The 12,712-nt window shown below is 65.4% G+C and carries 10 protein-coding genes and 1 tRNA gene; 5 read left to right on the top strand and 6 right to left on the bottom strand.

Annotated features, from left to right (window positions below; all coding sequences use genetic code 11):
• Positions 1-35 precede the first annotated feature (35 nt).
• Both AC1DKQ_RS04515 and AC1DKQ_RS04510 read left to right on the top strand, forming a co-directional pair.
• Positions 36-971, top strand: coding sequence for an aldo/keto reductase (locus AC1DKQ_RS04515; RefSeq protein ID WP_277526973.1), 936 nt, complete (start codon positions 36-38; stop codon positions 969-971).
• A gap of 62 nt (positions 972-1,033) precedes the next feature.
• Positions 1,034-2,401: an alpha/beta hydrolase gene (locus AC1DKQ_RS04510; protein ID WP_476918328.1), complete on the top strand. Its 1,368-nt coding sequence runs from the start codon at positions 1,034-1,036 to the stop codon at positions 2,399-2,401.
• Here the strand turns inward: AC1DKQ_RS04510 and AC1DKQ_RS04505 are convergent.
• From AC1DKQ_RS04505 to AC1DKQ_RS04495, 3 genes are all read right to left on the bottom strand, one after another.
• The gene (locus tag AC1DKQ_RS04505; protein ID WP_476918327.1) at positions 2,391-3,668 is read right to left on the bottom strand and encodes a N,N-dimethylformamidase beta subunit family domain-containing protein; all 1,278 of its coding nucleotides are present in this window, start codon (positions 3,666-3,668) and stop codon (positions 2,391-2,393) included. The two genes, AC1DKQ_RS04510 and AC1DKQ_RS04505, sit on opposite strands and share 11 nt — an antisense overlap.
• Positions 3,669-3,999: 331 nt before the next feature.
• Positions 4,000-6,309 carry a bifunctional lysylphosphatidylglycerol flippase/synthetase MprF gene (locus AC1DKQ_RS04500; protein WP_476918326.1) on the bottom strand — a complete coding sequence of 770 codons (2,310 nt, stop codon included), beginning with the start codon at positions 6,307-6,309 and terminating at the stop codon, positions 4,000-4,002.
• A 611-nt stretch (positions 6,310-6,920) separates the two neighbouring features.
• On the bottom strand, positions 6,921-7,193 hold the full coding sequence (locus AC1DKQ_RS04495) for a hypothetical protein (protein ID WP_476883365.1): 273 nt from the start codon (positions 7,191-7,193) through the stop codon (positions 6,921-6,923).
• Positions 7,194-7,232: 39 nt separating this feature from the next.
• Here AC1DKQ_RS04495 and AC1DKQ_RS04490 point away from each other — a divergent pair, with 39 nt between their 5' ends.
• Entirely contained in the window at positions 7,233-7,466 is a 234-nt protein-coding gene (locus AC1DKQ_RS04490) for a DUF5703 family protein (RefSeq protein ID WP_018772920.1), read from the top strand.
• 69 nt (positions 7,467-7,535) lie between these two features.
• Here AC1DKQ_RS04490 and AC1DKQ_RS04485 read toward each other — a convergent pair whose 3' ends face one another.
• On the bottom strand, positions 7,536-8,699 hold the full coding sequence (locus tag AC1DKQ_RS04485) for an acyl-CoA dehydrogenase family protein (protein ID WP_476918325.1): 1,164 nt from the start codon (positions 8,697-8,699) through the stop codon (positions 7,536-7,538).
• 14 nt (positions 8,700-8,713) lie between these two features.
• Entirely contained in the window at positions 8,714-10,030 is a 1,317-nt protein-coding gene (locus AC1DKQ_RS04480) for a M20/M25/M40 family metallo-hydrolase (RefSeq protein WP_441408647.1), read from the bottom strand.
• 164 nt (positions 10,031-10,194) lie between these two features.
• Between AC1DKQ_RS04480 and AC1DKQ_RS04475 the strand changes: the two genes are divergently transcribed.
• Positions 10,195-10,277, top strand: a tRNA-Leu gene (locus tag AC1DKQ_RS04475).
• Positions 10,278-10,769: 492 nt separating this feature from the next.
• Positions 10,770-11,507, top strand: a complete 738-nt coding sequence (locus AC1DKQ_RS04470; protein ID WP_476918324.1) for a hypothetical protein — start codon at positions 10,770-10,772, stop codon at positions 11,505-11,507.
• Positions 11,508-11,577: 70 nt separating this feature from the next.
• Here AC1DKQ_RS04470 and AC1DKQ_RS04465 read toward each other — a convergent pair whose 3' ends face one another.
• Complete coding sequence (locus AC1DKQ_RS04465) at positions 11,578-12,675, bottom strand: AI-2E family transporter (protein ID WP_476918323.1); 1,098 nt, start codon at positions 12,673-12,675, stop codon at positions 11,578-11,580.
• Between the last annotated feature and the right edge of the window lie 37 nt (positions 12,676-12,712).

The raw sequence follows: 12,712 nt of genomic DNA, 5'->3' as shown, positions 1-12,712 counted from the left end.
TTATGAAGCACGGCGACTCCCGTAAGCTTGCTGGCATGCAGCAGCGTTATGTCGGCAACAGTGGGTTGCGCGTGTCCGCCCTATCCCTTGGCACCATGTCCTGGGCCCGGGAAACCGAGGAACAGGATGCCGCCGCCCTCGTGCGGTCCTTCGTCGATGCCGGCGGAACCCTGATCGACACTGCGGCGTCCTACGCCGACGGTCAGGCCGAGGCGATGCTCGGCGGAATGCTGGGCGACGTCGTGGCCCGTTCCGAAGTGGTGATTTCCACTAAGGCCGGACTGACGACGGCGGACGGGCGGCGCAGCGTCGACACGTCGCGCAATGGCATGCTCTCCGGGCTTGACGCGAGCCTTGCCCGCCTGGGAACCGACTACGTGGATCTCTGGTTCGCCCACGCCTGGGATGCGAATGTGCCGCTGGAGGAGACCCTGTCTGCGCTGGACCACGCCGTGCGGTCCGGCCGGGCGCGTTACGCCGGTGTCTCCAATTTCAACGGCTGGCAGACAGCCAAAGCCGCGGCCATAGCGGGCTTTCCCCTCGTGGCCAACCAGTCCGAATACTCGCTCCTGCAGCGCAGCGCGGAGATTGAGCTGATTCCGGCCATCGAGGACGCGGGCCTGGGCCTGATGGCCTGGGGTCCGATCGGCCGCGGTGTCCTGAGCGGAAAATACCGCGGGCACATCCCTGGGGATTCCCGCGCCGCCAACCAGCGGCTCGCCACGTACGTGGAACCGTATCTTGAGGGGCCGGCGTCAAGCGTGGTGGAGGCCGTCGCCATGGCGGCGAAGGGGCTCGGCCGGACGCCCCTGGATGTGTCGCTGAGCTGGCTCCTGTCCCAGCAGGGGGTGGCAACCGCGGTGGTCGGGCCCCGGACACCGGTTCAGCTCAAGGAGATCCTGGATTCGGCCCTCGCGCCGCTCCCGCCGGAGATCGCGCAGGCGCTCGAAGACGTGTCCGACCCGGCCTGAGGCCGGGGTAGCGTTCGGGCTTTTCCGGGCTTATTCACGGCTTGCTCCCTTATTCTTGGCCCATGAACCTTCAGAACCTCGCGATTACCACCGGCGTCGTGCCTGGGGTTCTCTATATCTTGGCGGCGGCGGCCCTCGCCTGGCTCGTTTGGGGGCGCCGCCGGCATCTGTCCCGCTGGGTTCCGGCCGCGGCAGTGGTCGCCGGCCTTCTGTGCATCCTGGTGTGGCTGTTTTCGGAGCAGGTGTGGAACCTATGGGGTTCCCCGCTGCCGAAACGCGTCTACGCCTATGCCGGCGTCGGCATCCTGGCCCTGCTCCTGGTCGTGCCCAAGATCCTAGATCTGCGCCCGGTGCCGGCGCGCATCGCCGTGGTGCCTGCCGCTCTCGTCGTCGTCCTGGCCTCGGGGTCGCTGATCAACCAGAACTTCGACTACTACCCCACCCTGGGCTCAGTCTTTGGGGACACCGGCGTCAAAATGGAAAGCCTGGAGCAGTTCAAAAGCCAGGAAGGCCGCGACCCTGTACCAAAGACAAAGCGGAGCGACTCCCCCACCACTCTCGCGAACTGGACCCCGCCGGAGGGCATGCCGAACCAGGGGATGGTGGTCAGTGCGTTCATCCCGGCGCCCATCTCCCATCAGGCCTCCTCGGCCGCCTTCGTGTACCTGCCCCCGGCATACCTCGCCACGCCGCGGGCCAATCTTCCGGTCCTGGTGCTCATTCACGGCGTCCCGGGCGGGACCAGCGACTGGATCCGCAACGGCCGGATCGGGCAGTTCATGGACGACTATGCAGCCTCACACAAGGGCCTGGCGCCGGTGGTTGTGATGCCCGACGCCGGCGGGAAGTGGGCCAGTTACCCGCCTCTCTGCATGAACACCAGGCAGGGGCAGGCCGGAACATACCTGAGCCAGGACGTCCCCAACTGGGTCAAAGCGACCTTCGGGGCAGGCACCCACTCCAGCAGCCAGTGGGCCGTCGGAGGCTTCTCCTACGGCGGGACGTGCGCCATGCAGCTGGCCATGAATTACCCCCGGGCCTACCCCACTTTCATCGACAGCTCGGGCGAAAGCCAGCCGACCATCAGGCAGGGCCACCAGGTTCTCCTGCAGCAGTACTTCGGTGGCAGCGCCGCTGAGTTCCAGAAGCAGAACGCCCTCGATGTCATCAAGTCCCGGAAATATCCGTTCACCGCCGGCATCATCACCGTCGGCACCGACGATCAGTTCTACCGCCCCCAGGGAAACCAGGTCTACCAGGGCATGAAGCAGGCAGGTATCAACGTCCAACTCCAGGATGCACCCGGCGGGCACGCGTGGCCGGCCTGGAGATACGGCGTGGAGAACAACATGGACTGGCTCATGACCCGCCTCGGCGTCGCCAGCCAAGCCGCGTATCCCCTGGTATCGTCGGCCGCTGTCACCGGCTGAGCCTGCGTGCGGACCCCGAGATGGCCATGAGACGGTGGCCGAGAGGCCCGCGCGCCGCTGCGCGGATAATATTCTGTGTGACTTGGAAGGCGAAGGTCCGGGAGCGGGCCGGGACAGCTTCATCAGTCTGGGCCTGGAGCCAGTTAAGGGTGCCCATGTCCAGCACACCCGCGCCGGACCGGGCCGTATAGAAGGTCGAATCTGACCAGTCGTGGGAGGCATGCGCCCCGACTGCCGGGGAATGGGCAAAGATCAGGAGGTTTCTGGCGTGGGCAAATGCAGGCTGCTTTGCCGTCGGGTAAAGCCGGTCAATTTCACCGCCAGTAAGACCTGCGTAGGTGTCGCCCCGGGCAGCACCGGTGCCAGCGAAGGCGAAGAAGCCGGGATCTGTCACGGTGAACATTCCCGTGACGTCGAGGTTGCCGTAAACCGAGCCCGTCAGTGTCGATTCCGGGTCGGGGTCGGGCTCCTGGCGCCACTGCGTGGTCGTGGCATCGGGGTGGCTCAGGCGGTCAGGATCCAGCCGAGCCTTGCGGTAGCAGACCAGGACGCGGTCCTCCCCTGTGTAGGAAGCCTCGAGCCGAGTACGCCAATAGACGTTGTTCGCGCCGAAAAAGACAATGTTGCTGCCCGTGTCCCTGGCGCCCTCGACGTTACGGCGGAGTTCCGGCGACCAATATTCCGAATGGGCTGAGAAAATCACGGCTGCGGCGCCGCGCACGAGGCCCGGGTTTGCGCTGATCCTCGCCTCGGTGGTGTACGCGAAGTTGAGCTCGGTATCTTCGATGGCCTCCGCGGCCCGGATCAGCGGAGCATCATGACGCCCAACCTCTTGGAAGTTCAGATACGGCCGGTCAAAGGAGACTTTGTAGGACCGGTCAGCCGATCCATGATTCGGTCCTGTGTAGAGCGAATACCCGCCCCATTTGTTGTACGCCTGCATGGTGCAGTCGTTAAAAACCAGCACAGACTTACCCACCACGGACGTCGACTCAACGACGAGCGGGATCATGTGGTCCCGCCCGGAACCGCCGGTCAGCACCAGGTAGTACAACCCCTCGGGCCATCCGGTCGTGTTGATCGACGTCGTTACGCGCCAATCGCAGGAAACCATCCCTGTCACCCAGTCAAAGGTGGAGGGCTGCTGCCGCCAGACCGGCACTGATGCGGACGTCCACACCAGGCGCTGGCCCGCCCCGGCATAGTGCCCGATCCGATAGGCCTTGATCCGGATACTGCGCAGGGTGGAGTTGACATAGACGTCCACGATGCGCCGTCGCGCGGTGGATGCATGCTGCCCCAGGAACCCTTCCAGCGTGGGGGTGGCCGACCAATTCGATTCGACATCCCTCCACGGGGTGCCGGGCAGCCGGTTCTCCCCGGCCGTGTTAAACCCAGCCTCCGGTTCGGGCGTGCCCCGCGGGGCCGATGCCGCGGGTGCTGGGCCTAAGGGTATGCGAAGCCAACGCTCACTCGATGCGGCCTCTGCGGCGACCCAAGCCAGTCCGGCGATCCCAGCACGGATCACGGCTCTGCGGTCAGGGAGGTAGCCGTTCACGCCTATCGTCGCCTCGATTCACGCCACTGGTTTCATTTGCTCAGCCGATGACTCCGCGCAGCAGCCGGGCCGTGTGCCGGATGGACATGGTGGGCATGTAGGCCTCGGTGAGCGCACGTCCGATGACCGGTAGCGCCAAGGGGTCGTGGTACACCATGTACAGCGTCCGGCGGCGCGGGTTGAAGCGCTGCTTGAAGGCGGCCAGGGACCGGAATCCATAAACGGGTTCCAAGGCCGCGCCCAGCCAGTCCAGGAACCGGCCGACCGCTGCGCCGTCTGACGGTCCGCTCGCCGCCTCGCCGTCACGGACCGGCGCCAGCGGAGACCCGGACAGGGAAATTTCCTCCATGGTGCCGTTTAAGTGGAGAACCGCGGAGGCAATAAGGAATTCCATCACGCCTTTGAAGCCGTCCGGGCTTCGCCGCATGAAATCGAGCGTGCGCCCTGTGACGTCACCATTCTTGAACACCGGGAGCCAACTGGTCACGCCGTGAACCTTTCCCGCCGAATCCACGGCCAGGCACAGCAGCACGTTCTCATCCTTGAGTTCCTCGATGCCGCCCAGGGTGAATCCCAACTCCGGCAAGGTCTTTTCCGAGACCCACTCTTCGGAGATTTCGTGGACCTGGGTTCGCAACGTTCCCGTGAGCTCGGCGTAGGTGGACCACTGGGCCTCCACGGACAGTTTTCGGGCCTTGTTGAGGGCCGTGCGGACTCCCTGCCATTCCTTGCCCTTGAATTCGACGTTGCCTAGCGGTAGCAGGGTCTCCTCGGCCACCCTCACGCGGTTAAATCCAAGGTCCCGCAACAGGGTCCAGTGCTCATCGGTGACGGAGTACCAGCACGGGGAGAGCGACTGCTCGGCGCAGAAGGCGGTGAACTCCTCAATGGCCTTCTCGAAATCTTCGGGTTCGCCGAAGGGTCCGCCAACCGTCAGGGCCACATTGTAGTGGATCTGGTAGCCGATGCCCACGGTCTCCGCGCTGTTGAACCAGTACCGGTTGTTGGGCCAAAGGGCCATCCAGGACAGCGAGCCGCCGCCCTGCCGTACCAGCCGTCGGGCCAGGGAGATGCCGCTGTCTGCCCGGAGGTCCCGGAGGTGGCGGCTGACGAACATGGCGAGGATGCTGATGAGGCAGATCAGCCAGAACGCGGCGCCACCGTAGCTGAAGATCAGGGGCGACCACACGCCATGCGGGTATACCGACACCGAGTACCGGAAGGAAAACGGGTACGGCAGGAACATCTTCGGCAGGGTGGCCAAGAGGGCAAGCAGGCCGGCCCGGTGGTAGTAGTTGTCCTCGGCGAACCATGCCACCACGTACCCAGTGACAAACACCGCGAAGACACTGGCCAGCAGGAGCAGTGAGCGGCGGCCCAGAACCGGATCGGCGTCGACGTTGAAGTGTCTGCGGGCCCCAAACAGGGCAGCCGCGATGAGCAGGGGCACCAAAACCACCGGAAGAACTTCCGCGATGCCCGAGTCCACGGAGAGTACCCGTGACCCACTCCGCAGAGAGGTCCCGAACTGGGCGAAGAGCTGCAAGTAAATTGCGGAGAGAACACCGATCACCAGCTGGACCGACATGGCCACCCACAGGGCAGCCCGGTTTCCCCGGCGGAGCCCTTCCGCGCAGACCAGAAGCAGGACCAGGGGAACCAGCGAGAGGGCTTCGCCGCCAGGCCCGCGTAATCCCGGGCTCTGAATGATCTGAAGGCAGGAAAGGTCGACGGCTGCTGAGCAGTTCGCCTGCAAATCGTTGATCGTGGGGATGGGGTTGACAACCAAGTTCCTGAGGACCGCCAGCGGCCCGGTGGGCACCTTCGCCAGGCTGGCCAGGACCGGGCCTGCGGCAAAAACCGCCACCACCATTGACAGGAGCGCCCTGACTTCCCGGCTTGTGGAATGGACAAAGTGGCGGCCTCCGTGCCGGCCGCCCATCACGGCGCCGATGCCGAGTCCGCACGCGACTCCGAGCAGGCTGTCAAGGTTCTGCGGATGCCCGATATACAACAGCAGCATCACCGTCACGGAGATGCTCACGGACCGGATCCTCCGGCGCCAGAGAGCGCTGATCCGCGGGCTTGCTGCCATGACAGCGGCCAGAGACGCAGCGTAGGGCCCCAGCGGCGCCGGGTGACGCAGCGTGGCCAGCCATTCGCTGCCCATGGCCGCACCGGTCCAGACCACTGCAAAATACAGGAGCAGTGCGCCGAAGTGCCCGCCCACGAACGCGACGGCGGTCCGACCCCATCCCATGGTGACTTCCGCCAGGCCGACGCACCCCAGGATCACGGCGGTTGCCAGGACGTAGGAGGCGAGCGGTCCGGGGAATAGCAAGGAGGTCAACAGCGGCCCCCACTGGCCGCGCAACAGCAGATCTGGGCTTACAGACAGGGCTGACCCGAGCCCGGGAGGAGGTCCTGAAATCACGGAGCCGGTAACGACTCCAACCGTCCACATCACGACGGCAAGGGACAGAGCCAGCGGGATCCTGATGATGCTCCGCGCCAGCCGCCCCAAGAACCGGACAGGCCGTCTCCGCCGGACACGGTTCCCGGCCGCAGAGGATCCGTCCGTGGGGACCAAGGCAACGGCGAGGTTTACCGAGGGGACGTCGCTAACACGGGTCCCGGGCAGGTTCACAGTGCGCCATGGTGCAGGCAACGACAAACCTCCGACATCGGACAAACCCGGGACATGGATCGACTGTCAACCGCTCCGAAGCCGACCGGGATCGTTCGGCGTCCCCGGGGACCAACGCCGACAGAATACTCCCGAAAGCTGGGGAGTTCCGGTGAAGTCGGTCTGCCGGAGGCCTTCAAATATCTGCGCAGGAAGGGGCAACGCAACGTAAGGTCACTCGTCGGTCTGCAGGGGGCCATAGCCGGCCTGGGGCCGGGCAAGGGGGGTTGCGGAGCCCCCGGACTTCCGGGATCAGTCAGTTCCCAGAGCCGTGGTCAGCTCTCTGAGTTCTGCAGGATTTCAAGGTCCTCTTCGTCGTCGATATCGTCATCGTCGTCGTCGTCGTCCTCATCGATGACTTGGAGGGGCGTCACTTCCCCATACGCCTCGTACAGGGCGTCGTCGTAGACTTCAAAGGCGTCAGCAACGGCGAAGAACGCCGCTTCGACCGCGGGATCCCCGTCACTTCTGCGGGCGGAGGCCGCCGCCAGGTGTTCTTCCAACGCAGAGGTCAGTGACTGAAGCGCGACACGCGGATCGATGCTCATGACTTCACGTTAGTCGGAAAAGGACGAAAATGGAGAGCAATGAAAGAACATTTTCTGAGCAGCTCGGTCCGGCGGGAACGGGACTATGTCAAGCAGTACGAGTACCTCGTTCTGACGGTCGGCCCTGAGGATTCCCTGCCCGAGGCCCGCCGCCGGCTCGTGGAGCATTCCGAGTACGGCAAGTGGGAACTGGAACGCAGCCGCCTCTACGTGGGCGGCGGGCGGCGCTTCTGGTTGCGCCGGAAAGTCATCCAGGTCCAGCGCACCGTCTAGGACTCCCCCGCAACGTTGCCACGGGCATCGGCCGGAAGGGGCACCATTCGCCGCGGCGTCCGGTGCCGGCTAGGGCGTGTCCAGCGGGCCCAGCCAGGCGTTCGCCACGGTATTGTGCGCCGACTCGTCATCTGACGGGTGAAATATGCCGGCCAGCACATCCCGGTACAACCGCTCCAGCTCAGAGCCACGGAAGTAGCTGGATCCTCCGGATACCCGGATCGCGAGATCCACCACGGCGCGCGCCGTTTCCGTAGCCCGGACCTTGAGGCCCGCGAGCCGGGGGAACCATTGGCTGCCGTGGTCCACGAGCTCGTCGACGTCGGCCGCCAGGCGGGACAGCTGCGGGTAGAGCGCATCCATGGCCATCGCCGCCTCTGCCACCTTCCAGCGGGTGTCAGGGTCCTGGGCGTAGCTGCGGCCGCCGTTCTTGAACGATGTCCGGCGCTTCACCGCCTCCACCCCGAGCACGAGGGCCCGTTCGCCGATGCCCGTATACACGGCTGCTAACAGGGTTTCGAAGCAGGCGAAGATCGCGAAGATCAGGGGGTCGGCGTTCGGGCCCACCGGCAGTTTCCGGAAGATCCGTTCCGCCGGCACGACGGCGCCGTCCAGGAGGGTCGTGTTGGACTGGCTGGCCCGCATGCCGAGCGTGTCCCAGTCCGGCAGGATCGTGTACCCGGGCGTTGCCCGGGTGATGAATCCGTGGACCAGTTCCCCGGCGCCGTCATGGGCCGAGGAGTCCTTCCCGAAGATCCCCAGCCGGGTCCATGCCGGTGACAGGCTTGTGAAGATCTTGCGCCCGGTGAAGCTGTAGCTGCCGTCGGGCAGCGGGACGGCCTCAGTGCGTGAGTCGAACAGCACGGAGTCGTTGCCGGCTTCCGAATTGCCGAAGGCAAAGACCTCTCCCCGGGCGGCTTCCTGGAGGATGAAATCGAGAGAGGAGTCACCCCGGGCGGCCAGCACGTGCGCGACGCCGGTCCACACCAGGTGCATGTTGACCGCCAGTGCGGTGGCTGGCGCCGCCGTTGCCAGCAGGGTCTGCAGCTGTGCCGCCTCCGTCAGCCCGAGTCCGAGGCCGCCGTCGACCGCGGGGACAAAGATCTTCAGGTAGCCGGCCGCCTGAAGGTCCGCAAGGTCCTCATGGAAGAAGGCGTTGTCGCGGTCGTACCCGGCGGCGCGGCCCCGGATCCGTTCCAGCAGCGGCCCGGTGAGAATGTCTTCGGGCGTCATGGCCGGGTGTCCGCTCAGTAGTTGGTGAGCAGGGTGTCCAGCACCCGCGCGCCGAATTTCAGGGAATCCGCCGGGACGCGTTCGTCGACGCCGTGGAACATGCCGGTGAAGTCGAGTTCGTCCGGAAGCATCAATGGGGCGAAGCCATAGCCGGTGATGCCCAGCCGGCTGAGGGACTTGTTGTCGGTCCCACCGGACAGCGTGTACGGCAACACCTTGGCGCCCGGGTCCTCGGAATGCAGGGCATCGATCATCGAATCGACGAGGTTGCCGGCGAAGGGCACCTCCAGGGAGACATCATTGTGCACGTAGCTGATGTCCACCCCGGTGCCCGCGAGCTCCCGGACGATCTCCAGGACCTGCTCCTCCTGCCCCGGCAGGGTCCGGCAGTCGATGAGTGCCTCGGCCGATTCCGGAATGACGTTGTGCTTGTAGCCGCCCTTGAGCAGGGTGGGGTTGGTGGTGTTCTGCAGTGTGGCGCCGACAAAGCGGGCCACGGTGCCGAGTTCCTTCAGGATCTTGTCCGGATCGTCGGGATCGAATTCGACCCCGGTCAGTTCGGTGACACCGTCGAGGAACTGCCGGGTGGTCGGCGTGAGCTCAATCGGCCAGTTGTAGGCGCCAATCCGGGAGACCGCACCGGCAAGCCTGGTCACCGCGTTGTCGGTGTTGATCTGGGAGCCGTGGCCCGCGCGGCCGTGGGCGACAAGGCGGAGCCAGGAGAGGCCCTTTTCGGCGGTTTGGAGCAGATAGGTGCGCTGCCCGCCGATCGTGGCGGAAAAGCCGCCGACCTCGGAGATCGCTTCGGTGGCTCCCTCAAAGAGTTCGGGCCGCTTGTCGACGGCGTAGCGGGCGCCGTAAGTGCCGCCGGCTTCCTCGTCGGCGAAGAACGCGAAGATGAGGTCCCGCTTGGGTTTGCGTCCCGTGCGGGCGAAGTTGCGCAGCACGGACAGGATCATGGCGTCCATGTCCTTCATGTCCACGGCGCCCCGTCCCCAGATCAGGCCGTCTTTCAGCTCGGCGCCGAAGGGGTCGACCGACCACTGCTCGCGGAGGGCCGGGACGACGTCCAAGTGGCCGTGGACCACCAGGGCGCTGGCCGAGGGGTCCTCCCCTGCCAGCCGGGTCACCACGCTGGCGCGGCCGGGGGCGGCCTCAAAGATTTCGGCCTCCAGCCCGACTTCCGCCATGAGCCCGGCGGTGTATTCGGCGGCCGCGCGTTCACCGGGGCCGGAGCCGTCACCGTAGTTGGATGTGTCGATGCGGATCAGCTCTTGGCAGATCCTGACGACTTCGTCCTCGGGCCTGGGTTCGGTCCGGTTGTCAGTCATTGCGGCTCCTCTTGGCGGGTGGCTCAATTGCTGGCTTCAGCCTACCCACACCCCCCGGCAAAGCCCCGATTATTTGTTTCCGGAAAAGTCGTGCTAGAGTCTTTCTCGCTGCTTCCGAGAAAAGCAAAACGCTGAGAGGCGAAAAGTTCCCGGAATTACCACCTGCGCGGGTGGCGGAATGGCAGACGCGCTAGCTTGAGGTGCTAGTCCTCGAAAGGGGGTGGGGGTTCAAGTCCCCCTCCGCGCACAAGGGAAAACCCCTGGAATCCAAGGATTCCAGGGGTTTTTTTCTGTCCTCACCCAACCTCGCTCCGGCTTCACCCACGCGGAGGGTGAAACGGCCAGGAATGAGAAGTTACCGCCGACGCCCCAGACTCGGCGCCCCCGGTAGCGTCGCCAGTGCACGCAGAACCGGGTCCGTGAATGCCGGCGCGGTCTCTTATGCCCGGAAACAGTCCCGCTGCGGTATCAAGAAAACAGGTAGCTTACTCTCTGTTGTGCGGCCGACCCGGGCTGTAGCCTGACCCCATCGCGTCTGGGAGCGGTGCGCGAGGGGGAACGTTGCACCGGCGTGCCGTCACCACGGGCTGCCGACAGACACCACCCCTCGCGCCCCTATCCGGCGAGTAGCTACAGGCCGCATCGGCCGGGTCCTTACAGGGGCACCCTGGCTGGTCGGTACCGGAGCGCGCCGCCCAAGACCGGGAGGCGGACCGGTAAACCGAGAAGGTGGACACCCATGCAGCGAAGAATCACACCGCCGGCCGTCATCCTGGTCGCATTCATTGCCCTTACCGGCTGCGGGGCCGGCTCCGGCACTGGCACCACGACGGCAACGTCCGCCGTGACGGCGGCGGCAGCTCAGACGGCCACTCCCACGGCGACTCCGATGAAGACGTTCAGCAATGCGGACCTGAGCGGTCTGCTGACGACGCTGAGGGATGCCCAGGGCAAGCCGCTGACCGTGGTCCCGTCAGCACAAATCGACCAGGGCATCCTCAAAGCCAAGGAAGTGCTCAAGACAGCCGTATTCACTCCAGTGGCCTGCAAGTCCTTCGCTGACAGCAACGCCCAGATTCCGGACGGCAGCACCTACGCGGGCGCCACTTCGATCTCGGCAACCGATAAAACGGCAACTGTGGTTACGGTCATTGCCCTCAAGGACGCCCAAACCATGACCGAACAACTGAACGCATCCCAAGCCTCGGCAGCGAAGTGCAAGACTTTCACGATCGAAGCGGCCGGCCAGAAAATCACCACAGAAACCACGCCTGTTGCTGCCGAGACCAACGGGGATGTCTCGTTTGCGGCACTCACCAAGCAGCACCTGGTCACAGGCCAGGCCCAAACTGCTCTGACCGTTACCGGCATCAAAGGCAACCTTGCCGCGACTGCCGTAAAAACAGGGCCAGCAGTCACCCAGCAAGCGTCAGCCGAACTGACCAAGCTGATCAACACGGTCCTCGCCCACGGCTGACGGTCCATTGGTCCAGGCTCCCCGGGCACCGGCGCCCGCCTTGGAAGTCTGGACCAACGGCCGGCACCCGCTATTGCTGCCCCTCCCCCGCCGGCTCTTCGGGTTCGGCCAGCGGATCGCGGCCGGACCAGGTCTTGAGGATGGTCCATGACACGGCGGTGATCGGCACGGCCAGCAGCGCTCCGACGATGCCTGCCAGCACGGTGCCGGCGGCCAGGACCAGCAAGATGGCCAGCCCGTGGATGCTGAGCACTTTGCCCATGAGGACCGGCTGGAGGAAGTGGTGTTCCAGCTGGTTCACGCCGATGACGACGGCGAGGACGATCAGCGCCTGGATGGGGCCGTTGGAGATTAGGGCGACGGCGATGGCGAGGGTGCCTGCGACGGTTGCGCCGACGATCGGGATGAATCCACCCATGAAGATGAACACGCCCAGCGGGAGGGCCAAAGGTACCCCCATGATGGCCAGGGTGAGCCCGACGACGAGACCGTCGATCGCGGCGACGATGGCGGTGCCGCGGACGTAGCCGCCCAGGACGACGGTGCTGCGGTCCGCGGCAAGGCGTGCCTTAGCGCGTTGGTCACCGGGCAGGAAGTCGATAAGAAAGGTCCGGATCTCAGGCCCGTCCTTGAGGAAGAAGAAGAGCGTCACAGCCATCAACACCGCGCCGGCGAAGATTTCCCCCAGGGTGCGTGCGCCCGTGAGGGCTTCTGCACCGAAAGTGCTTGAGGTGAAGAACTCCCGCACCGAGCCGATGGCTGCGGTGATCTGTTGGTCGCTGACGGGAAAAGGTCCGGTGTTGAGGAAGGAGTGCAGCTGGTCAACACCGGCTGCGGCACGCGCTGAGAGCTCGGCCCACTGGCGGGAGACAAGGATCACGATGCCGGTGATGACGCCGCCGACCACGGCGAGGATGGCCACAAAGGAGGCAACGACGGCGAGGGCACGCGGCCACGAGCGCCCTGTGAGCCAGCGGACCAGCGGGGAGATTGCGGCGGCCAGGATCACGGCAATCAAGACGGGGATGATGACGAACGGAATCCGGGTCGCTGCCCAGATGATCGCCCAGGCGAGCGCGCCCACCGTGAGGGCCTGCACGGAACGGATGCTGGCGCGGCCGAGTCCGTCCGACCATATGGCCGCAATGCTGGTGCGGGGCTCCGTCATGGGCGGTTCTCTCCTTCGCCGCGCTGGGATGTCGCCG

Source organism: Arthrobacter sp. 05L421 (assembly GCF_056397785.1).
Note: the sequence above shows the minus strand (reverse complement) of the source record. Positions and strands in the feature narration are given on the sequence as shown.